The organism is Glycocaulis sp. (genome assembly GCF_051859565.1).
Lineage (GTDB): Bacteria > Pseudomonadota > Alphaproteobacteria > Caulobacterales > Maricaulaceae > Glycocaulis.
This window is the reverse complement of the sequence record NZ_JBHYFK010000002.1, coordinates 469,708-489,995: the sequence shown is the minus strand read 5'-3', so window position 1 is coordinate 489,995 and position 20,288 is coordinate 469,708. Positions and strand designations below refer to the sequence as shown.

The 20,288-nt window shown below is 63.4% G+C and carries 20 protein-coding genes; 10 read left to right on the top strand and 10 right to left on the bottom strand.

Annotated elements, in window-relative coordinates:
* The coding region (locus ACTIGC_RS04895; protein WP_439633338.1) for an ATP-grasp domain-containing protein at positions 1–530 on the bottom strand (530 nt) is incomplete at its 3' end.
* A 131-nt stretch (positions 531–661) separates the two neighbouring features.
* On the opposite strand from ACTIGC_RS04895, the gene ACTIGC_RS04890 reads away from it, so the two are divergent.
* The 4 genes from ACTIGC_RS04890 (at position 662) to ACTIGC_RS04875 (ending at position 4,658) form a co-directional block, all read left to right on the top strand.
* On the top strand, positions 662–1,510 hold the full coding sequence (locus ACTIGC_RS04890; RefSeq protein WP_439633337.1) for an AAA family ATPase: 849 nt from the start codon (positions 662–664) through the stop codon (positions 1,508–1,510).
* Positions 1,511–1,610: 100 nt separating this feature from the next.
* A complete protein-coding gene (locus ACTIGC_RS04885; protein ID WP_439633336.1) occupies positions 1,611–1,868 on the top strand; it encodes a DUF883 family protein in 258 nt (85 codons plus the stop codon).
* 102 nt (positions 1,869–1,970) lie between these two features.
* Entirely contained in the window at positions 1,971–3,407 is a 1,437-nt protein-coding gene (locus ACTIGC_RS04880; protein ID WP_439633335.1) for a tetratricopeptide repeat protein, read from the top strand.
* Positions 3,408–3,479: 72 nt separating this feature from the next.
* Complete coding sequence (locus ACTIGC_RS04875; RefSeq protein ID WP_439633334.1) at positions 3,480–4,658, top strand: vWA domain-containing protein; 1,179 nt, start codon at positions 3,480–3,482, stop codon at positions 4,656–4,658.
* Positions 4,659–4,785: 127 nt separating this feature from the next.
* Here the strand turns inward: ACTIGC_RS04875 and ACTIGC_RS04870 are convergent, their stop codons facing one another.
* Positions 4,786–5,403, bottom strand: a complete 618-nt coding sequence (locus ACTIGC_RS04870) for a glutathione S-transferase family protein (protein ID WP_439633333.1) — start codon at positions 5,401–5,403, stop codon at positions 4,786–4,788.
* Positions 5,404–5,555: 152 nt separating this feature from the next.
* On the opposite strand from ACTIGC_RS04870, the gene ACTIGC_RS04865 reads away from it, so the two are divergent.
* Complete coding sequence (locus ACTIGC_RS04865; RefSeq protein WP_439633332.1) at positions 5,556–5,909, top strand: chorismate mutase; 354 nt, start codon at positions 5,556–5,558, stop codon at positions 5,907–5,909.
* Between the two features lie 6 nt (positions 5,910–5,915).
* Here the strand turns inward: ACTIGC_RS04865 and ACTIGC_RS04860 are convergent, their stop codons facing one another.
* Complete coding sequence (locus ACTIGC_RS04860; RefSeq protein ID WP_439633331.1) at positions 5,916–6,275, bottom strand: Hpt domain-containing protein; 360 nt, start codon at positions 6,273–6,275, stop codon at positions 5,916–5,918.
* A 333-nt stretch (positions 6,276–6,608) separates the two neighbouring features.
* Here ACTIGC_RS04860 and ACTIGC_RS04855 point away from each other — a divergent pair, with 333 nt between their 5' ends.
* On the top strand, positions 6,609–7,235 hold the full coding sequence (locus tag ACTIGC_RS04855; protein WP_439633330.1) for a superoxide dismutase: 627 nt from the start codon (positions 6,609–6,611) through the stop codon (positions 7,233–7,235).
* A 359-nt stretch (positions 7,236–7,594) separates the two neighbouring features.
* Here the strand turns inward: ACTIGC_RS04855 and ACTIGC_RS04850 are convergent, their stop codons facing one another.
* The 3 genes from ACTIGC_RS04850 to ACTIGC_RS04840 form a co-directional block, all read right to left on the bottom strand.
* Positions 7,595–8,221 carry a hypothetical protein gene (locus ACTIGC_RS04850; protein WP_439633329.1) on the bottom strand — a complete coding sequence of 209 codons (627 nt, stop codon included), beginning with the start codon at positions 8,219–8,221 and terminating at the stop codon, positions 7,595–7,597.
* Between the two features lie 218 nt (positions 8,222–8,439).
* The gene (locus ACTIGC_RS04845; protein ID WP_439633328.1) at positions 8,440–9,660 is read right to left on the bottom strand and encodes an EAL domain-containing protein; all 1,221 of its coding nucleotides are present in this window, start codon (positions 9,658–9,660) and stop codon (positions 8,440–8,442) included.
* Positions 9,661–9,828: 168 nt separating this feature from the next.
* A complete protein-coding gene (locus ACTIGC_RS04840) occupies positions 9,829–10,485 on the bottom strand; it encodes an OmpA family protein (protein WP_439633327.1) in 657 nt (218 codons plus the stop codon).
* Positions 10,486–10,783: 298 nt separating this feature from the next.
* Between ACTIGC_RS04840 and groES the strand changes: the two genes are divergently transcribed.
* The 3 genes from groES to ACTIGC_RS04825 all read left to right on the top strand — a co-directional run bounded on the left by groES (position 10,784) and on the right by ACTIGC_RS04825 (position 13,792).
* On the top strand, positions 10,784–11,071 hold the full coding sequence (gene groES, locus ACTIGC_RS04835) for a co-chaperone GroES (RefSeq protein WP_127567946.1): 288 nt from the start codon (positions 10,784–10,786) through the stop codon (positions 11,069–11,071).
* Positions 11,072–11,127: 56 nt separating this feature from the next.
* Positions 11,128–12,762: a chaperonin GroEL gene (gene groL / locus ACTIGC_RS04830; RefSeq protein ID WP_439633326.1), complete on the top strand. Its 1,635-nt coding sequence runs from the start codon at positions 11,128–11,130 to the stop codon at positions 12,760–12,762.
* 145 nt (positions 12,763–12,907) lie between these two features.
* Positions 12,908–13,792 (top strand): hypothetical protein, encoded by an 885-nt coding sequence (locus ACTIGC_RS04825; protein WP_439633325.1) that lies wholly within the window; start codon positions 12,908–12,910, stop codon positions 13,790–13,792.
* 413 nt (positions 13,793–14,205) lie between these two features.
* Here ACTIGC_RS04825 and hisS read toward each other — a convergent pair whose 3' ends face one another.
* Complete coding sequence (hisS, locus tag ACTIGC_RS04820) at positions 14,206–15,708, bottom strand: histidine--tRNA ligase (RefSeq protein WP_439633324.1); 1,503 nt, start codon at positions 15,706–15,708, stop codon at positions 14,206–14,208.
* Between the two features lie 143 nt (positions 15,709–15,851).
* On the opposite strand from hisS, the gene ACTIGC_RS04815 reads away from it, so the two are divergent.
* Complete coding sequence (locus ACTIGC_RS04815; RefSeq protein WP_439633323.1) at positions 15,852–16,304, top strand: hypothetical protein; 453 nt, start codon at positions 15,852–15,854, stop codon at positions 16,302–16,304.
* A gap of 157 nt (positions 16,305–16,461) precedes the next feature.
* Here ACTIGC_RS04815 and ACTIGC_RS04810 read toward each other — a convergent pair whose 3' ends face one another.
* The 3 genes from ACTIGC_RS04810 to ACTIGC_RS04800 form a co-directional block, all read right to left on the bottom strand.
* Positions 16,462–17,085, bottom strand: coding sequence for a redoxin domain-containing protein (locus tag ACTIGC_RS04810; RefSeq protein WP_439633322.1), 624 nt, complete (start codon positions 17,083–17,085; stop codon positions 16,462–16,464).
* Between the two features lie 45 nt (positions 17,086–17,130).
* Positions 17,131–19,251, bottom strand: a complete 2,121-nt coding sequence (locus ACTIGC_RS04805; RefSeq protein ID WP_439633321.1) for a protein-disulfide reductase DsbD family protein — start codon at positions 19,249–19,251, stop codon at positions 17,131–17,133.
* A 167-nt stretch (positions 19,252–19,418) separates the two neighbouring features.
* Positions 19,419–20,255, bottom strand: a complete 837-nt coding sequence (locus tag ACTIGC_RS04800) for a SapC family protein (RefSeq protein WP_439633320.1) — start codon at positions 20,253–20,255, stop codon at positions 19,419–19,421.
* Positions 20,256–20,288 lie beyond the last annotated feature (33 nt).

Sequence of the window (20,288 nt, the reverse complement as noted above, 5' to 3'; positions counted from 1 at the left end):
GTCAGCGCTTCCTCGGCGAGCCAGCCGGTGCCGTCGAGCGCCACCGGCAACTCGCCCGCCCGCTCCACCAGCACCACGCCCCGGCTGCCAGAGCCGGAGCGGGGTTTGACGATAAGCGGGAAGCCCAGAGTCTCCGCCGCCGCGCGCAAAGCCTGCACATCGCCAATGTTGATCTGGCGCGCCATCGGCACGCCTGCATCTGTGAAGGCTTCGCGCATGGCCTGTTTGTCATTGGCAAGGCGGGCGGCACGCTCGGTCACGCCTTTCAGGCCCAGCGCGTCATTCACGATACCCGCCGTGATGAGGGGGCGGGCGAGCGGGGCAGGCACGAGAAAATCAGGCCGGAACTCGGCAGCGATTTTCAGCACGGCGTCCGCGTCCATCAGATCAACATGAGCAAAGCTCTCCGCCGCGCCCGCGCCCTCAGCGTCCGCGCGGCCATCGAGCGCCAGCACCTGCGCGCCGAGCGCGCGGGCGATGGCAATCGGGTCTGCCTGTTCTCTCCCGGCCCCAATGGCGAGCGCGCGCATGATCCGTCCCTGCCGTCTTCCTGGTGCAACGCAAAAGAAAATGCCGCGCGGCACTCGCGATTTGCATTTTCGCGTTCTAGTTTCTCGCCTTAGGTTTGACACTGAAACGCTATAGCCAAGGGTTAACGATCATGCGCTTTGAAGGCACCAGCCAGTATGTCGCGACAGAGGAACTGGCCGCAGCAGTGAACGCGGCCGTCACGCTGGAGCGGCCCTTGCTGGTCAAGGGCGAGCCCGGCACCGGCAAGACGGAGCTCGCCCGCCAGATCGCGAGCGCCATGAACGCGCCGCTGCTGGAATGGCACATCAAGTCCACCACCAAGGCCCAGCAAGGGCTTTACGAATATGACGCGGTGGCGCGCCTGCGTGACAGCCAGCTGGGCGATGACAAGGTGCATGATGTCCGCAACTACATCCGCAAGGGCAAGCTGTGGGAGGCCTTCACCCACGAGACACGGCCCATCCTGCTGATCGACGAGATCGACAAGGCCGATATCGAGTTTCCGAACGACCTATTGCAGGAGCTCGACCGGATGGAGTTCCATGTCTACGAGACGGGCGAGACGGTGAAGGCGGAGGTGCGCCCCATCGTCATCATCACCTCCAACAATGAGAAAGAGCTGCCGGACGCCTTCCTGCGCCGCTGCTTCTTCCATTTCATCGCCTTCCCGGACGAGGAAACCATGCGCGCCATCGTGGAGGTGCACTTCCCGGGCCTGAAAGGCCGCCTGCTCAGCGAAGCGCTGAAGAAATTCTACGAGGTGCGCTCCGTACCGGGCCTCAAAAAGAAGCCGTCCACGTCGGAGCTTCTCGACTGGCTGAAACTCCTGCTTGTCGAGGACGTGGACCCGGAGCTCCTGCGCGAGAAGGATCCGCGCAAGCTGATCCCGCCGCTCCACGGCGCGCTCCTTAAAAACGAGCAGGACGTGCAGCTGTTTGAAAAACTCGCCTTCATGGCGAGACGGGATGCAGCGCAGTAGGGGTTTTGGAACCCTCCCGCCCTGGCACCGTTAATCAGGGGATGCGCCCGGCATCAATGCCCGGACGCGAATGATAATGCCTGAATCAAGGAGGCTCCCCATGGCGACGAGTGCCAGCAAGCGCGTAGAAGACATCCGCAAAGAGGGTGAAAAGACCCTGAAATCGGTCAGCCGGGCTGCCGAGAAGGAACTGGAAAGCGCCGCGAAGACCACGCGCCGTCAGGCCCGGAAAGTGGCCAAGCGCGCCGGAAAAATCGAGGATCAGGCGGTCGGCTACGTCAAGGACAACCCCTATGCCTCGCTCGGCATTGCCGCTGGTATCGGCGTCATCGCGGGCGCCCTGCTCGCCCGCCGCTAGACGCACGGGGCGGCTTCACGGCCGGACTGGCCAAAAATACCGCCTTGGCGGCAGCGCAATCTGAAGTAATCTCGCCCTCTGGTCTGGGTCCGGGGGGATGGTATGAGAATTGTGCTTGCTGCCTTGGCGGGGCTGGTCCTGATCACGACACCCGGCCTGGCTCAGGAATCCACGTCCGTCTTCCAGCTTCTGGACCGCGCACGGGCCGCTCACACAAGCGGCAATGCCCGGGAAGCCGAACGGCTGGCTGAACAGGCCGTCGCCGCAGCCAGCTCGCCCAGTGAACGCTTTAACGCCCTGGTCGTGTATGGCGACCTGCTCACCGATGCCGGCGACCACCGCAACGCCTACGAACTCTATAGCCGCGTTCTGGAGCTGGTAGAGGAAAACGACCCTGAGAATGTTGCCGCTCTCGAGCTGGCATTGGGCCGTAAGGGTTCGGCGGCAATGCAGCTTGGCCGCCGGGACGAATGGCTGGCGCTGGGCGAGCGGATAATGGAGCTTAACCGGGCTGGTCAGGCTCCGCTCTGGCGCTTCGAAGACACAGCGCAGGTTCGCCACCGTCTGAGCGGCTATCCCTGCCCCGAAAGCGCCTATGGCCTCGTTCGCGAGGAGCTTGTTTCCTACAATTCAACTGGGACCGACGTGGCGTGCCGGTATGCCGTGGCGGACACACCTGGTCCGGCCGTCACCGCGCATGCGTTTCTGACCGGAGCAGATCAGGAGAGTGCTTACCAGGCCGGGCTGGCCGGCATGCTGCGCAATTTCTCCGGCGCCCGGCGCCAGGACGAAGGCGAGGTCGAGATTGGCGGCGTGCCGGTGCGCTATGGCATCTACAGGCAGTCCCGCGTCACGGCGGGGGTCTGGACCACACAGATTGGGGAGTGGACACTGAAGCTGCGCATCACCCATCAGGGCGAACTGCGCAGGGCGCAAATGGACTCCGCCGCGCAGCTGGCCTTTGCCGGGGCCGGTGATGTGGCACGCCACCTCGCGCACTGCGCATCTGTTGCAGGCGATGGGCGATACCTGTCGTCGCTTACGCTTGACGAAGCGCTCGAGACGGCCGTTACGCTACTGGCTACCGAGATGGCCGCGGAAGCGGACCCGTCCTGGCCGTCGGCACCGGACGCGCTGCAATGCTATGTCGCCGACGCCGCGTTCAGCCCGTCAGGGGGAATCATCGTCGCCAGGATAGATGATGACGGCCAGTTGCTGGACTATCGCGCCGACCCTCACGGCGCGACCGGCATCTACCTGCAAGCTTTGCCCGCGCGCGGGCAAGGCGCCGATGCCCGCGGCCTGGAAGACGGTAATTCCGTTGGGGGTAGTGCGCGCTGGATACTGCGCCAGATCTCGCCGGAGCGGACAGGGATATATGGCGCATTCGACGCTACACCCTCTCCCGAAGTGTTCCAGGGAGTCGTCGAGGCCATTCTCGACGGGACAGTCCGGGTAGTTGTCTGGCTATCGGAAAATGAGGCGGGCAATCTACAGATCAATCTGGTCGAACCCGCTGAGGACGACGCGGCGGAATAGCCAGACGCGCCCCGCATTCCGACAACGGGCATTTTCCGTCGACAGGGCGGGCGGGAACGCTATCTTTTCACCATGTTCCATCGCTTCTTCACCGAATTGCGCGCCGCCAAAGTCCCGGTTTCGACACGGGAATACCTCACCCTGCTCGAAGCGCTGGAGAAGGGCGCGGTCTCGCCCGCCATTGACGATTTCTACGCCGTCTCCCGCGCGGCGCTGGTGAAAGACGAGCGCAATTTCGACAAGTTCGACCAGGTGTTCGGCCATGTCTTCAAGGGCGTGGAATTGCTGGGCGAGATGTTCAACGAGGCCGAAATCCCGCAAGACTGGCTGCGCAACGAGATGCGCCGCCACCTCACCGAAGAGGAAATGGCCGAGCTGGAGGCGATGGATTTCGACGAGCTGATGGACACGCTCAATCAGCGCCTCCAGGAGCAGACCGAGCGCCATGAAGGCGGCAATAAATGGATCGGCACAGGCGGCACCAGCCCGTTCGGCCATTCCGGCTATAACCCGTCCGGCGTGCGCATTGGCGGCCAGAGCCAGCACAAGAAGGCCGCCAAGGTGTGGGAGGCGCGCCGCTACAAGGATTATGATTCCGACCGGGAGCTGGGCACCCGCAATCTCAAACTCGCGCTTCGCCGCCTGCGCAAATTCGCGCGCGAAGGCGCGGCCGAGGAGCTGGACCTGTCGGGAACGATCAACGCCACCGCCAAGCAGGGCTGGCTGGATGTGAAGATGCGGCCCGAACGGCGTAACGCCATCAAGGTGCTGGTGTTTTTCGATGTGGGCGGGTCTATGGACCCCTATATCCAGCTGACCGAGCGGCTCTTCTCGGCGGCGAAATCGGTCTTCAAGTCGCTCGATTATTTCTACTTCCACAACTGCATCTATGAGGGGGTGTGGAAGTCGAATTTGCGCCGCCAGTCAGAGACGATGCCGCTCTTTGATGTGCTGCACAAATACCCGCACGACTACAAGGTGGTGATCGTGGGCGATGCCTCGATGGCGCCCTACGAGATCACCCATCCGGGCGGTTCGGTGGAGCACTGGAACGCGGAGGCCGGCGCGGTATGGCTGAAACGTATCGTGGATACCTACCCCCACCTCATCTGGCTCAATCCGCAGCCGGACAAATGGTGGCAGCACACCTATTCCATCGAGCTGATCCGCCAGATCATCGGCCCGCAGCGCATGTTCCCCCTTACGCTGGAGGGGCTTGATGGCGCGATGAAGGAACTGGCGCGGCGGTAGGGGGCGCTGAAATCCCGGAAGCGCGCAGCGCTATCCGGGACCTCGTGCAGGAAAAGCGGAGAGAGCCCCCGGGTCTCGCTCACGCTCGCCCGGGGTTTCAATTTATCCTGTTGAGCTTTCCCGTCCCCTACCCTGCCATCGCGTGATCGCCCGCATGGGGGAGGGAAAGCGCGCTTTCCACGCGGCGTACCCAGCCCTGCACGGCGGGAAAATCAGCAAGATCAAACCCGCCCTCATGCGCGACGCGGGTGTAGGCCACCAGCGCAATGTCCGCCAGGGTCAGCTGCTCAGCGACGAAATACTCGCGCGCCAGCAGGCGCATCTCCATCACGCCCAGCGCCCGGCGTCCCTTGCTGAGAAGGTCCGGGTCAAGATCGCTGGCGCGGCGGGCATGGAATCTGAGCTGGCTGCGGCGCACGGCGATATAGGGCTCGTGGGAGTATTGCTCCCAGAACAGCCATTCCATCATCTTGGCCCGGTCAAACGCGTCTTGCGGGATCAGGTCGGAGCCTTCGGCCATGTAGAGGAGGATCGCATTTGACTGGGCGAGCGTGCGGCCATCGCTGCGCTCCAGCAGCGGCACCTGGCCTGCCGGGTTCAGCGCGAGGAATTCATCGGTACGGCTGGCCCCCTTGAAGATGTCGATCTCGATCCATTCAAAATCCAGCCCCAGATGGCGCGCCGTCCACAGCGTCTTCAGGCAGTTGCCGCTCTCTTTGTGACCATAGAGTCTGAAGGCGTCCATTTGCCGCTCCCGCATCCGCCAATCCATTGCCCGGCATGGTAGAACCGCATGTGCGATTCTGACAGCGCAATCGGGCGTGGGGTGTATGAAGGCTTTCCAGCCGCGCCTTCGGGCCTGTATGACGGGTCCATGCCCGACAGGATGTTTGCGACATGACACTGCCCTTCGACGCCGATGATCTGAACCGCCGCACGCCGCCGCAGGACTGTGCCAGCATGACAGAAGTGCGTGACGGGGTGGACCGGCTGGACCGGGCGCTGATCGGCCTGATCGCCGAGCGCACGCGCTATATGGACGCCGCTGCGCGCATCAAGCCATCGCGCGATGTGGTGCGCGATGAAGACCGGATCGAGGATGTGATTGCCAAGGTGAAAGCCGCCGCGCGGGCCGCCGGCGTGCCGGAGACCCTCGCCGAGCCGGTCTGGCGCGAACTGGTGGAGCGCTCCATCCAGCACGAATTGCAGGTGTGGGACGCCACGCGCGAACCGCAGCGAAAGCGGTCCTGACCAGCCTCAAGCTGCGCGGCGCTCCAGCTCTGTATCGATGGCGCTCAGCGTTTCATCGGCCACGGTGCGGATAGCCTCCAGCGCAGCCGGATCATTTGCCCCGCTTTCCTGCGCGGCACACGCATCGCCCAGCGCCATCGCGCCCACGCCGCGCGCGGCGCCTTTTAGCGTGTGGAGCAGTCTTTGCCACAAGACCGCGTCATCGCCAGCGCGCGCCAACGCATCGAGCGTGGAGACGATCTGGCCACGCAAAAGCCCGTACAGCTCGACCTCCAGCGCTACATCCCCGCCGGTATAGCGGTGAAGGTGTGCGCCATCGAGCAGAGCGGTGTCTGCGCCTGCGCCTGTCCGGCCTTTATCCAGCATATGAAATCCGCCTGCCTGAATTGGCGCGGAGTATGGGGCTGGCGCGTTAACACTTGGCTCACAAATACGCTTAACAAGGAACAAACCGCAGAAGTTTCCCGTTGCCCACTGGCAAGGTGCCCTTCGGAACCCTAGCTTGACCCGTAGACACACCGCTGGCCGTGTGCATGTTTGCGCCCGGCGTATCCGCCCAGAACCACCTCGGAGGAGACGCTCATCATGTTATTGAATTTCACCGCCCGCACTGCCGCCCTGGCCCTTGCCAGTTTTGGCTTCGCTGGCGCTTCTGCCTGTGCAGAAAGCGCTGCCACCCACCAAGAGGAGACAGAATCCATGAGCGCCTTTTCCCTCCCCGATCTGCCATACGCCTACGATGCGCTGGAGCCGGTCATCGATGCCGAAACAATGGAACTGCACCATTCGCGCCACCACCAGACCTATGTAAACGGTCTGAACGGCGCGCTGGAAGACCGCTCCGACCTGCAGGGCACCTCACTGGAAGACATTCTGGCCCGCGTGTCGGACCTGCCAAAAGCCTTCCGCAATCATGGCGGCGGTCACTGGAACCATACCTTCTTCTGGGAAAGCATGACCGCGCCCTCCAACAGCGGCGCGCCCAGCGGCGCGCTCGCCGAAGCGATCAATGCGCGGTTCGGCTCGCTCGACGAGATGAAGAGCCAGTTCAATTCGGCCGGTGCCGGCCAGTTCGGCTCTGGCTGGGCCTGGCTGATCGTCAATGGCGATGGTGAGCTGGAAATCACCGCCACACCGAACCAGGACAATCCGCTGATGGACGTCGCCGGAACGCGCGGCACGCCCATTCTGGGCAATGATGTGTGGGAACACGCCTATTATCTCAACTACCGCAACCGGCGGGCCGACTATCTCGACGCCTGGTGGCAGGTGGTGAACTGGGATGTCGCGTCTGAGCGCTATGACGCGGCTGTGGCCGGGAACTAGCCCCGTTCCGCTTGCACCGATTGATGCATTAAGCCCCGGGCGGAAACGTCCGGGGTTTTTTGTTTTAAGCTCCCAAGATCAACCGTTTCACCGGCGTACGCCGGTGCCCAGTCCCTTTTTCTTGTTATGCTCCGCACATCCGTGCGTCGCTCCTCGCTAAAGCTGCGGGCGCGCGGTCGCGCTTTTCGGCGCTGCGCGCCGGGGAGCCAATCCCGCCCCCGTCAGGGGGCACTAGGCCGAACGGCCGCCCGCGACTTTTCGCGGAACATCGCAACGCGGATGCGTTGCGGAGCCAAGAGAGGCATGGGTCCCCGGGACCGCTGCGCGGCCCGAGGATGACAGTCCTGAAGGGCTAACGATCAGTTTGCTTCCGCCGCCTCTATCGCCGCGAACATGACCACAAGCCGCTCATCATGCTCTTCAGTCCAGCGCTGTGTCTCGAACTGGCGGGCAAGGTCTTCAGCCGCCGCGCGCGCAAAGACGGTATCGCCCGCCGCCAGGCCTGCTGATACCTTCTCTTCAGCGAGATCGGTCGCGAGCGGCACGAACTCCAGCACCAATGGGCGCAGCGTTTCCACCGCGTCCGCGTGATCTCCGGCTGCGCGCTGGGCCAAGGCCGCGTTGACACGCGCGAACACCGCGCTCATCCGGTACTCATAGCCAATCAGCGCCTCCACATCGCGCCTGCGCGGACCCGTCAGCGCGTCATCGAAATAATCGGCCAGCTGGTTGAAGCGCCGGGCGGAAAGGGCGTAATCACCCTCGCGATAAGCCTGATAGGCCTGCCCGGCGATGATACGGTAGCTGTGGCCATAAGCCATCCATTCCAGCGCCAGAAGCGTGTAGAGCGGCGGCGTCTCCAGCGGCCAGTCTTCTGGTGTTTCATTATACCAAAGCGGCGCGGGTTCCGCTGCGCCCGCCAGGGGTGCTGAGACGCCGCTACAGGCCATCAGGAGGACGATGAGGGCAAGGAGGCAGACGCGCATGAGACGGCTCCAGCGGGGCGAAAACCGCCCTTTGCGGCCATGTCATGCCAGAGCCCGCAATCTGCGCAACTGACAAGACTGGTCAGCCCATATCGATGTCTCCCCCCGCCTGCGGGGGGAGTGGTCCGAAGGACCGAGGGGGGGATTTTGAAGGGGAAAGATTCCCCCCTCCGTCAGCTTCGCTGACACCTCCCCCGTAAACGGGGGAGGACATCGTTCTACCCCGCCCGCCGCGCCTCTGCGCCACCTTCAGACAGCACGTCCTCGCGCACCGGGCGCGGCGCGCCGAAGAGATGGCCCTGACCATAGGCGATGTCGAGATCGAGGATTTCGACCACCATCGCCTCGGTCTCGATCTTCTCCGCTATGATGTCGACGCCATAGCGGGCAAACAGGCTGGCAATATCTTCGGGCGCAATCGTGCCGGGCTCGCGGCCCGCCACCGGCATGTGGCCGCCTGCCATCTCGATCAGGCGCACACCCTCCACCTTGGCAAAGCGCACGCCCGCGCGCTGCAGTTCGGCCAGATCCAGATTGAGATTGCTGACCTGATCAATGGAGAAGCGGAAACCGTAATCGGCGAGCCTTGCCATGTGGCGCGCGGCCACCGAGGAGCGCCCGTCAAAGGCCGCCTGCGGCATCTCGAAGATCAGCGAAGTGGCGAGATCGGAATTGCGGCGCAGGAAATCAAGGAAGGGCGGGAAAAACTCCTCATCGGTCAGCGAGCGCACCGAGATATTGCAGAAAATCCCCACGCGCCGGTCCGACTTGGTCAGCTTGCGCACGATCTGCACGCAGCGCAGCAGCAGGAGATTGTCTACCTCGGCGATGAGGCCATGCTCCTCAGCGGCTTTGAGGAAGCCCGCAGGCGTGACGACATTGCCCTTGGCATCGCGCAGCCGGGTGAAGCCCTCATAAAAATACGTGCGCCGCTGGGGCAGGCCGACAACCGGCTGCAGGTAAAGATCGACCCGGTTGGCATCGAGCGCATCGCGGATCAGCTCCACACGCGCCGAGCTGGACACGTTCGCCGCCGGCCCCGCGCCCGCCATTTCCAGCTTTTGCAGAATCTCGTTGAGCAGCTCATCGCCCGGCCCCTCGTCGCGCGCCGGTACGGCTGAGCGCGCATAGTTGGCGGGCGTAATCTGGGCTGACGGGCGGGCAGGCTGCGTGGCGAGCTGCGTTTCCACCTCTTCGATGCGCGCGCTGGCCAGCTCCAGCTCCTCGATCAGGGAGAGGTTCGCCGCACGCAGCTCATGCAGTGCCTTCTCGGTCGCCCGGCGCTCCTCGGCGCGCGCGGCTGCGGCATGCGCCTGTCCGGCGATCAGGAACACGACCGCGCCCATCACCCAGGCAAGCCCTGAGCTCATCAGGCCAAACCGCTCGAACGCCAGCGCCGCCACGATGGCAAGCATCGCGTAGGTAATGACGACGAGCATGTCTGTCGTGCGCGGTATGATGGCGAGACCTCCGTCAAATCCCCAGCACGCGAATCGCACACGTGCAGCGGCAAGCTTACGCTGCAATCGTCACAATGTCAGAGGCCGCAACGCAAAAGGGGCAGGCCTTTCAGCCTGCCCCTTCCGCAGATCACAGTACCTGCAAACCTAGCTCTGGGTGTGCGGTGCAATCTTGATTTCGACGCGGCGGTTCAGCGCGCGGCCCGCATCGGTGGCGTTGGAAGCAACCGGGTAGTCCGGGCCCGCGCCAGTGATGAAGAAGCGGCGGCCATCAACGCCGACCTGCTGCAGATAGCCGGCAACGGCCTGCGCACGCTGCGCAGACAGGCGCATGTTCAGCTCACGCCCGCCGGTGGAGTCGGTATGGCCGATCACGTCGACATAGGTCGCCGGATAGGTCTGCAGAACGTCGGCCACATCGTTGAGAATGGGGAAGAAGTTCGGCTCGATATTGGCCTGGCCGGTGGCGAAGGTCACATTGCCCGGCATGACCAGATAGAGGTCCTGACCTTCACGGCGCACGGTTACGCCGGACCCGCGCAGACGCTCGCGCATCTCGCGCTCCTGACGGTCCATATAGTTGCCGACAGCGCCGCCCGCGAGGGCGCCAATGCCTGCGCCGATCAGCGCGTTGCGGCGGTCATCGCCGCCCGCCAGCGTGCCGAGGGCAGCGCCCGCGAGCGCACCACCGAGAATGCCCGTGCCAGTGCGGTTCTGGGTGACATTGCCGTACTGGTCGGTGGTGGTGCAGGCAGCCGCCATGGTCAACGCCATGCCGGCAACAGTGAGAGAACGAAAGATCATGGCTATCAAGCTCCATGGTGACGTGAACGAATTAGGCCCCGAAGACTAGCGCGTCCGGTCGCCTCTGGCCACGAAACTTACGCGACAGAGAGATGAACGCAGCTTGAATGATCCGGGTAAACGCATGAATGCGAAAAAGGCTCCCTGCAATCGCACCCGCCCCTTGACGCTAACCGGCCCCCTGCTTATCTCCGGCGGACTGGCAGCCGGGAGCATCGAGTGCTAACGGGACTGAGCCAGAACTCATTATGTTTGCGGGCGCCAACTGCCTGCGCCCAGAAAATGGAGACGTGACGCGATGACTTTTCGTCCTCTGCATGACCGCGTGCTCGTGAAGCGCGTCGAGGAAGAATCCAAGACCAAGGGCGGGATCATCATTCCCGACACGGCCAAGGAAAAGCCCCAGGAAGGCGAAGTGATCGCCGCTGGCAGCGGCACCATCAAGGATGATGGCACCGTGCGCCCGCTGGACGTGAAAGCCGGTGACCGCATCCTGTTCGGCAAATGGTCGGGCACCGAAGTCACGGTTGACGGCCAGGAACTCCTCATCATGAAGGAATCCGACATCCTCGGGATTGTCGGCTAGGTCTGGTCCAAACCTTTCCCTATTCAATCGACTGATCGAACAAGGAGCTGACACACATGTCCGCTAAAGAAGTCAAGTTTGGCGCCTCTGCGCGCGAACGCATGCTCAAGGGTGTCGATACCCTTGCCAACGCCGTGAAAGTGACCCTCGGCCCGAAAGGCCGCAACGTGGTCATCGAGAAGTCCTTCGGCGCGCCGCGCACCACGAAAGACGGTGTTTCGGTCGCCAAGGAAATCGAACTGGAAGACAAGTTCGAGAACATGGGCGCCCAGATGGTCCGCGAAGTCGCTTCGCGCACCAATGACGAAGCCGGTGACGGCACCACGACCGCCACGGTTCTGGCCCAGGCCATCATCCGTGAAGGCATGAAGTCTGTGGCCGCCGGCATGAACCCGATGGACCTGAAGCGCGGTATCGACAAGGCCGTTGCCAAAGTCGTCGAGGACATCAAGGCCAATTCCACCCCGATCAAGGGTTCTTCGGAGATTGCCCAGGTCGGCACGATTTCGGCCAATGGCGAAAAAGAAATCGGCGAGATGATCGCCCGCGCCATGGAAAAAGTCGGCAATGAAGGCGTGATCACGGTCGAGGAAGCCAAATCCCTCGAAACCGAGCTGGATGTCGTTGAAGGCATGCAGTTCGACCGCGGCTACCTGTCGCCCTACTTCGTGACCAATGCCGAGAAGATGGCTGTCGAGCTGGATGACCCCTACATCCTGCTGTTCGAGAAAAAGCTCTCCTCGCTGCAGTCCATGCTGCCGGTCCTGGAAGCCGTGGTGCAGTCCAACCGTCCGCTGCTCATCGTGGCTGAAGATGTCGAGGGCGAGGCGCTGGCCACGCTCGTCGTCAACAAGCTGCGTGGCGGCCTGAAAGTGGCTGCCGTGAAGGCTCCGGGCTTTGGCGACCGCCGCAAGGCCATGCTGGAGGACATCGCTGTCCTGACCGGCGGCCAGGTTGTCTCCGAAGATCTCGGCATCAAGCTGGAAAACGTCACGCTGGACATGCTGGGCACGGCCAAGCGCGTCTCGATCACCAAGGACGACACCACCATCGTTGACGGTGCTGGCGAGAAGTCCGCGATCGAAGGCCGCGTGAACCAGATCCGCAAGCAGATCGAAGACACCTCGTCTGACTACGACAAGGAAAAGCTGCAGGAACGTCTGGCGAAACTCGCCGGCGGTGTGGCCGTGATCAAGGTCGGCGGCGGCTCCGAGATCGAAGTGAAAGAGCGCAAGGACCGTGTTGACGATGCCCTGAACGCCACCCGCGCTGCGGTGGAAGAAGGCATCGTGGCCGGTGGCGGCGTGGCCCTGCTCAAAGCGGCCAAGGCCCTTGAAGGCCTGGAAGGTGACAATGCCGACCAGACCCAAGGTATCGCCATCATCGCGCGCGCCATCCAGGCGCCGATCCGCCAGATCTCCGAAAACGCCGGGGTCGAAGGCTCCATCGTTGTCGGCAAGATCCTGGAAAACAGCTCGCACGGTTTCGGCTTCAACGCCCAGACCGAAGAGTATGGCGACATGTTCGCCTTCGGCATCATCGACCCGGCCAAAGTGGTGCGTACTGCCCTGCAGGACGCGGCCTCTGTCGGCTCGCTGATGATCACGACCGAAGCGGCCGTTGCCGAACTGCCGAAGAAAGAATCCGCTCCGGCCATGCCGGGTGGCGGCATGGGCGATATGGGCTTCTAGGCTCTGTCCTCTTAGCGACTACCGAAAGGGCGGCTCATCTGAGCCGCCCTTTTTGCTTCTCAGTTGGACGGAATTTAAGATGGATGTCATGTCGCGGTAAGGCGCCGCACCCCTTTATTCCCCCCATCAAGGGAGGAACACGTCCATGAAACATCTCATCTGGGCCGTAGCGGCCAGCCCGCTGCTCATCGCCGCCACACCGGCTCCGCCAGAACCGCCTCATCCGCCGCGCATGGTGATGGTCGAGCGGGCCGGAGCGCCTCCCGCCCCCGCCGCACCGGGCCGTCATGGCCGGGTGATGCTGGAATTCACGCTTGATGAGGAGACGGGCTGGACGGACGAACACGACGCCATTCTGGACGAGGCAATGGAATCCCTGCGCGCGGCGCTGGATGCCCTGCCCGGCCGCGTAGAGGCGGATATCGGCCTGCACTGGCGTGACCGCGAGTTTGGCCCTGCTGACCGGGAACGCGTCCGGGCGATGGTCGAACGCGCCCGCGACCGGGCCGCCGAGGCCCGCGCTGAAGGCGAGCATGCAAGGCAGGCCGCACACCTTGCCCGCCTGCACGGCGAACGCGCCCATGCGATCGGCCTGCGCGCCGGTGCGCGCGGGATGGAAGCAGGTCTGCGTGCCATAGACGAGGCGCTGGAACGCGGAGAGGTCACGCGCTACGGCGAAACCCGCCCGATGACGGCGGAGGAGCGTGCAGAGCTGATAGAGGCTCGCGCCCGCCTGGAAGCCCGCATCGCCGAGTTCCGCAACGAGCACGCCGTCTTCCTGGGCGATGACGCCGAGGGCGAGCGCCGCGTGGTCGTCCTGCGCCGCGACGGCGCGCCCCCGGAGACGATGGAATGGCGAGACCGTTCAGAGCGCCGCAATGTCCGCATTGAAGACCGCGATGGCCGCCTGCGCGTCTGGCTGGACGGCGAAGAGCTGGAAGGCGATGCCCTGACCGGCTGGCTCAACTCCGAAGAAGGCCAGCGCATGATCCGCCAGCGCCCGGAACCGGTGTTGGCCGGTGGGGAGTAGGAACAACGCATTGTCATGGCCCGGTTTATCCGGGCCACCCATGCCTGAGAGCTTGTATTTCGGGCCGTAAAGCGGCCCGCAAGGCCGACCGGCCGCCCGCGACTTTTCGCGGAACATCGCAACGCGGATGCGTTGCGGAACTAAAGAGGCATGGGTCCCCCGGACCGCTTCGCGGCCGGAGGATGACAGCCTTGCTGAGCCGTACGCGACCCCAAACCAAAAAAAGGCCCGGCATCCAGAAGATGCCGGGCTTTGAAATTTTGGTTGGTCGATAAGAGACGTCTCCTCCCCAGAGCCGTCACTCAAGAAGACAAGACGGTCAGGCCCTGTCTGTTAAAGAAACTGACTCGATGGCTCGCATCCGTCAACCCTTTAATGCAAGGCAGGTTTTCGTTTTTGCCGCAGCGCACCCATTATCCGCGCGCGGACAGACGGGTGAGGATCGCCGATACCAGTTCGCTGCGCGGCACCGAGAATTGCTGCTTCTGCTCTTTCCACTCATCGCGGTCGGTGATCGATTCGGCGAGTTCCGCGCCGAGTTTGAGATCCTTGATCTGGGCGGTGCCGCTGGCGAACTCCTCCTCGCCGCAGATGACGGCAAAGGCCGCATCGCGCCGGTCGGCGTATTTGAGCTGCTTGCCCATATTGCCATTGCCGGTAAAGGCTTCCGCGCGCAGGCCCGCGGCGCGCAGTTCAGCGGCCATCGCGAAATAATCTGCCATACGGGCCTTGTCGGCAGCGACCACGATGACGAGCGGCGCAGCATCGGCCCCTTCCAGACGTCCCAATGCGGAAAGAGCGGCGGCAAACCGGCTAACCCCGAAACTAAAGCCCGTCGCGGGCACTTGCTGGCCGGTAAAGCGCGCGACGAGATCATCATAGCGCCCGCCGGAGGCCACCGAGCCGAACTGCATCGGGCTGCCATCGGCGTAGGTGGGGGTGGCCAGCAGCTCGGTCTCGAAGACCGGGCCAGTATAATAGCCAAGCCCGCGAACGACCGTAGTGTCGATCATCCACGCCCCAGATATTTCCAGCGCCCCAAGGATATCGGCTATGGCTTCCAAGTCGGCAAGAGCGGCACTTCCGCCACGAGACCCTGAAAGCAGCGGCTTTAAACCATTCAGAACGGCATCAGCTGGCTCTTTCGTTGAGTCCATTTCCCATTGGGCGACGTTCTTTGAATGGCTGATGAAATTCAAGACAAGCCGCCGTTGCGCCTCGTCCAGCCCGGCCCCTTCAGTGAAGTCGCCGCTTTCGTCCTTGCGGCCCTTGCCGAGCAGAAGCTCCACGCCCTCCATGCCCAGCCGGTCCAGCTTGTCGATGGCGCGCAGCACGCGCATGCGGCGCGTATCGTCGGCGGACCCGAGGCTTTCCAGCACACCATCCAGCAGGCGGCGATCATTTACCCGGATGACAAACTCGCTGTCATTCAGGCCAGCCGCGCGCATCACTTCTGCGGCGAGCGCGATCATCTCCGCATCGGCGGCAGGGCCGGAGGCGCCGACATTATCGGCATCGCACTGGACGAACTGGCGGAAACGGCCCGGCCCCGGCTTCTCATTGCGCCAAACCTCGCCGAACTGATAGCGGCGATAGGGTTTGACCAGATCCTGAAAGCCTTCGGCCGCAAAGCGCGCGAGCGGAGCGGTCAGGTCATAGCGCAGCGCCATCCATTGCCCGTCATCATCCTGCATGGCGAACACGCCCTCATTGGGACGGTCCTCGTCTGGCAGGAACTTGCCGAGCGCATCGGCATACTCGAACGCAGGCGTTTCCAGCGGCTCAAACCCCCAGCGCTCATAGACGGCAGAGGCGGCACTCACCAGCGCGCGCTCGGCCCGGATCACATGGGCGGCCCGGTCCTCGAACCCGCGCGGGCGGCGCGCCTTGGGACGGAAGGTTTTCTCTTTGGCCATGGGTGTGATCCGTGAAACGGGAACGGGAATGGAAACGCTATCGAAAGGAGGGCCGGAGTAGCCTTTGCACGCGCCGCTTTCAAGCGGCCCGCCCCTTGCACGGTCATCAACTAGCCGTCCATGCTTTAAAGGCCAGTGTTCCAATGCAGCTCATACGCGCCCTCGCCGCATGCCTTCTCCTGCTCGCCGCTGCCACCTCGCCGGTCTTTGCACAGGATGCGGGACGCCTGATTGCGCTCTCTGAGCGCTTGCAGGGCGAGGCCGAGGCGCGGGCGGACCTGCTCGAGGCAGGCAGCGCTCCCACCGCCGAAGCCGAAGATCCGTTTATGGCCGATACAGTGCGGTTCTCGGCGGACATGCGCGCATTGGCGCTTCATATCGATACGCATGGCGGCCCGGCTGATCTGCCCTGCATCTTCCGGGGCATGGCCGAGGACGCGGACCTACGCCGCACGGCGCTGGAGGCTGACCCGGCAAGCGCGGAAGACTACCGCCAGCTGGCGCGCACCTTCTCTCACGCCGTCATCATCGCAGCGGATGTGGAAACCGAAGGCGCCGATACCGGCTTTCCGCCTTCCTGTCCGTCTGCGGGATAGATGAAACCCCGGACGCGCAGCGATCCGGGGCCTCTCTCAACGTGTTCTGCACGAGGTCCCGGATGGCCCTTCGGACCTCCGGGAGTTCAGATCGAACTGTTGCTGAACCCCCGGAACCGCGTTCGCGGTATCCGGGGCCTGTTGCGATCACCTGCTTCTAGTCGACGTATTTCACGTTGCAGCCATAGGGCTGGGTCTCGGGCGTTTCCACCTCTTCACCCGCCAGCACGGCATTGAGCGCGATCTGCGCATAGGGGATGGGGTCGGGATCGCCAGCGCGCGGACGCGGCTGGTCATCAATACCGCCATTATAGCGCAGCGTGCCTTCGCCATCGATCACATACATGTGCGGGGTGGTGCGGGCATCATAGGCGCGGCCGATCACGCCTTCCGGGTCCATGAAGACGTGGGCGACATTGGCACCGCGCTCGACATTGAGCTCCAGCGCGCGTTCGGCGCTGACATAGCCCTGCTCGCCGGGGGCCGAGGAGATCACCTGGATCCAGACAGCGTCATTGCCGGCCGCTTCATCCTGGAGGGACTGCATATTGCCCTGATAGTGGCGCACCACGAACGGGCAGTCATGATTGGTCCATTCCAGCATGACGGTCTGGCCGGCAAAATCGGCCAGCGTGACCGTCTCGCCGGTCGCGGTGGTGGCGGTGAAGTCGGGCGCGCGTTCGCCGATTACCGGGCTGGCATGAGCGGGAGCGCCGAAGCTCAGCGCGGTCGCGGCAAGAAGGCTGGCGGTAAGCGTAAAGGTGCGGCGGGAAATGGCCATGGCGGGAAGTCTCCTTCAGGTTAAAGGGCAAGGCTTCGAGTGGCACTAGTTACCGGCGGCAGCCTCCACCGCCCGGATCATGATGGTCTCAGTCAACAGCGGCGGAAGGATGTCCGGCTCTCCGCCATCTGCCGGGTACATAAGGTAGAATGGAACACCGGGTGCGCCATGCTCGGCAAGTACCCCGGCGATCACAGGATCGCGATTGGTGAAGTCCGCGCGTAGCAACGCGACGTTGTTTTCGGCGAAGGCTGACCGCACGCGATTGTCTGCCAGCGCGCCCAGCTTGTTGACCTGACAGGTCACACACCAGGCGGCGGTAAAGTCGACGAACACAGGCCGCCCCTCGCTGCGCAGCTCCTCCACCCGGGCCGGGCTCCACTCTTCATACTCCCCATTACCCGCCGCAATGGCCGCTGGTTCCAGATTGGCTGTTGTCCAGAGTGCGCCGGCGGCCAGCAGCACACCGGCAATGCCTGCCGCACGCGAAAGCAGGGTCGGCGAGCGGAGGGCCCAGACCGCAAAGCTGATCGCCAAAAACAGGACGAGTATCCAGAGCACGCCAGCTGCGCCGGTCTGCACGCTCAAGACCCAGACCAGCCAGATCGCCGTGGCAAACATGGGGAAGGCAAGGAATTGCTTGAAGCGCTCCATCCACACGCCGGGTTTGGGCAGGAAGGCGAGCAGGCGCGGCTCGAAGCTGACGATCACGAAGGGCAGGGCAAGGCCGACGCCCAGGAAGGCAAAAATGGTCAGCGAGGCAAGCGGCGGCTGGGCCAGCGCAAAGGCGAGCGCGCTCGCCATCACCGGCGCAAGGCAGGGCGCAGCCACGAAGACAGCCAGAACGCCTGTCAGGAACGCACCCGAGCGGTCATTGCCCTGCACGCTGCCGCCGACATTCTGCAGGGACGTCCCGATCTCGAAGAAGCCGAGAAAATTGAGACCGATGAGGAACATCAGCGCGGCAAGGCCGGCAACCACCCATGGCTCCTGCAGCTGGAAGCCCCAGACCTCCATGCCGCCGAGGCCGCGCAGCGCCAGTACAAGGCCACCGAGCGCCAGGAAGGTGATAATCACCCCTGCCCCGAAGATCAGGCCCAGCTCGCGCGCATGGGCACGCTCCGCGCCGCGTTTTTGCACGATGGTGAGCGCCTTCATGGACAGGATCGGGAACACGCATGGCATGAGATTGAGGATCAGGCCGCCAACAAGCGCAAACAGGGCGGCCTGCCAGAAGCTGATGGCCGGTGCAGGCGTGCCACCGCCAGAGCCCCCGGTTGCTGCCGTGACAGGCGCCGGCGCGGCCAGATCGTTGACCTGCTCATCCGCTGCAGCCGTCACCTCGATGACGCGGCGCTGCCAGTTGCGGCCCGTAAACGCCTCGAACGACAGAACCCCGGTATAATCGGCATTGATGGCATTACGGGTGAGGAAGCCGGGCGTCAGGTCGATACGGGCAAACCCGTCCTCGATGCGCGCGGGCTGCGGCGCGCTGTGATTCACCACACCGCCATCATGCGGGAAGAAATAGAGCTCGCGTATTCCGTCAGGACCGGGCGCGAATGTGTCACCAGCCAATGTCAGGATCAGGGCATCGCCGTCATGGATCAGGCCGGCTTCTATGTCCACGCCCCGTTGCGGTGCCAGAGCGAAGGCTGCCTCGATCAGACGGGCGCCATTGGCATCGTCAACGCTCTCTCCGATCTCCAGTGTAATCTCGAACGTGGCATCCTCGGGGATGCAGATATCCTCGCAGACCAGCCAGGTGCCTTCGCCGGTAATGGTGACTGTGCCGGGCTCTGCATCAGCCGGTACCGTCACCGGCACGGGCAGCGTGACCCGATCCTCATAGCCGTAATTGGTCAGCGGGCCGAGCCGGTAAGTGTCCGGCGCGGGCCACACCATCTCGCCAACGGTCCATCCCTCGGGAAGGTCCAGGAACAGGCGGGTCGCTTCGCCGCTATCGCCGGGATTGCGCCAGTAGGTATGCCAGTGCGGGGTGATTTCCTGATGCAGGGCGAGGCGGAAGGTTTCGCCCGGCGCTACCGAACTGCGGTCGCTGACAAGGCTCGCCTCGACCATCGGCCCGCTGGCGCTTTGCGCGGCCGCCAGTCCGGTCGACAGAAAAAGGGCGGCAAGGCATCCGGCAAGAATGGCGCGCAGCAAGGCAGTCTCCCTACATTCATCTTCCGATGCAGCCGACAGATATAGCTGTCATTCCAATCGGTAACGAGGGGGCTGACGGTCTTGTGATCTGCACGCGGCAGCCAGAAACGCAAATGGCGGCCCCAGAGGGACCGCCATTACAACTCTATCGCCGTATGAAGGCCGGTTTATGCCTCGGGCGGAGGCGGCGCCATGGTGGGTTGAGCAACCGCCGCAGTCACCTTCTGGCCATTGCGTGATGCAGCGCGCGCCAGCAACTGGTCCCATCGAGCCATTGAGAGCAGATGCGCATAGATTGCGCCAAGATACCGATTGTCGCGAAGCTCCTCGAGGGTTTTGGTCGGCAACGCATTCACTTTTGCCAGCGAAATGCCCCAGTAAGTGGCAACAACCTGCGGCTTGCCGACGGGTTGGCCCGCATTGTCGCGCGGTTGGAAATTGGTCTCTTGCTCTTCAAACAGGTCCAGCTCCTTCATCCGGTCAATGAAGGCCTGGGTTGCGGCTACGTCCGCTTCAAAACGCCGGACAAAGTCAATTGCGCGGTTGGTGAATTCGGACGGTTTCCCGTCTTCGTCGAAGAACGGCACGTCTGGCGTGTCCGAGAAGAGGTGCGAACCGGCGTCGACGCAAACGGTGAAGCGGTCTTCCTCGTTGGTGTGCACTGCACCCACGAACGGGTAGCGCCGGATATAGGCCGGCACGTAACTGAAGGGCGAGAATGCCCCCGTCGCAGGGTCTACAAACAGGTTCTCTCCCGCCTGCAGCCCCATGACAGCGACCACTGTCTTGGTGTCACCCAGGAATATGAGCGGGAACACACCACCAGCATTCGCAAACTCGCCAACAGTGACCGGCACAAAATGGGTCTCGTTCAGGAAGTCGAACGGACGATCACCGTACTTCAGCCCCTTGCCCTTATGAGCTTGGGCGTTGAGTGGCTCGGGCTTCTTGTAAAGCGGCAATGTCCCCTTGATTTCGGGCATTCCCTGATTGGCGTCGGCCATTTGTAATTCCCCTTGAAAAAACACTTGCGGGCT

Coding starts and splice junctions, on each gene's coding strand:
- ACTIGC_RS04890 (WP_439633337.1), top strand. CDS start 662: ATGCGCTTTGAAGGCACCAGCCAGTATGTCGCGACAGAGGAACTGGCC.
- ACTIGC_RS04885 (WP_439633336.1), top strand. CDS start 1,611: ATGGCGACGAGTGCCAGCAAGCGCGTAGAAGACATCCGCAAAGAGGGT.
- ACTIGC_RS04880 (WP_439633335.1), top strand. CDS start 1,971: ATGAGAATTGTGCTTGCTGCCTTGGCGGGGCTGGTCCTGATCACGACA.
- ACTIGC_RS04875 (WP_439633334.1), top strand. CDS start 3,480: ATGTTCCATCGCTTCTTCACCGAATTGCGCGCCGCCAAAGTCCCGGTT.
- ACTIGC_RS04870 (WP_439633333.1), bottom strand. CDS start 5,403: ATGGACGCCTTCAGACTCTATGGTCACAAAGAGAGCGGCAACTGCCTG.
- ACTIGC_RS04865 (WP_439633332.1), top strand. CDS start 5,556: ATGACACTGCCCTTCGACGCCGATGATCTGAACCGCCGCACGCCGCCG.
- ACTIGC_RS04860 (WP_439633331.1), bottom strand. CDS start 6,275: ATGCTGGATAAAGGCCGGACAGGCGCAGGCGCAGACACCGCTCTGCTC.
- ACTIGC_RS04855 (WP_439633330.1), top strand. CDS start 6,609: ATGAGCGCCTTTTCCCTCCCCGATCTGCCATACGCCTACGATGCGCTG.
- ACTIGC_RS04850 (WP_439633329.1), bottom strand. CDS start 8,221: ATGCGCGTCTGCCTCCTTGCCCTCATCGTCCTCCTGATGGCCTGTAGC.
- ACTIGC_RS04845 (WP_439633328.1), bottom strand. CDS start 9,660: ATGCTCGTCGTCATTACCTACGCGATGCTTGCCATCGTGGCGGCGCTG.
- ACTIGC_RS04840 (WP_439633327.1), bottom strand. CDS start 10,485: ATGATCTTTCGTTCTCTCACTGTTGCCGGCATGGCGTTGACCATGGCG.
- groES (WP_127567946.1), top strand. CDS start 10,784: ATGACTTTTCGTCCTCTGCATGACCGCGTGCTCGTGAAGCGCGTCGAG.
- groL (WP_439633326.1), top strand. CDS start 11,128: ATGTCCGCTAAAGAAGTCAAGTTTGGCGCCTCTGCGCGCGAACGCATG.
- ACTIGC_RS04825 (WP_439633325.1), top strand. CDS start 12,908: ATGAAACATCTCATCTGGGCCGTAGCGGCCAGCCCGCTGCTCATCGCC.
- hisS (WP_439633324.1), bottom strand. CDS start 15,708: ATGGCCAAAGAGAAAACCTTCCGTCCCAAGGCGCGCCGCCCGCGCGGG.
- ACTIGC_RS04815 (WP_439633323.1), top strand. CDS start 15,852: ATGCAGCTCATACGCGCCCTCGCCGCATGCCTTCTCCTGCTCGCCGCT.
- ACTIGC_RS04810 (WP_439633322.1), bottom strand. CDS start 17,085: ATGGCCATTTCCCGCCGCACCTTTACGCTTACCGCCAGCCTTCTTGCC.
- ACTIGC_RS04800 (WP_439633320.1), bottom strand. CDS start 20,255: ATGGCCGACGCCAATCAGGGAATGCCCGAAATCAAGGGGACATTGCCG.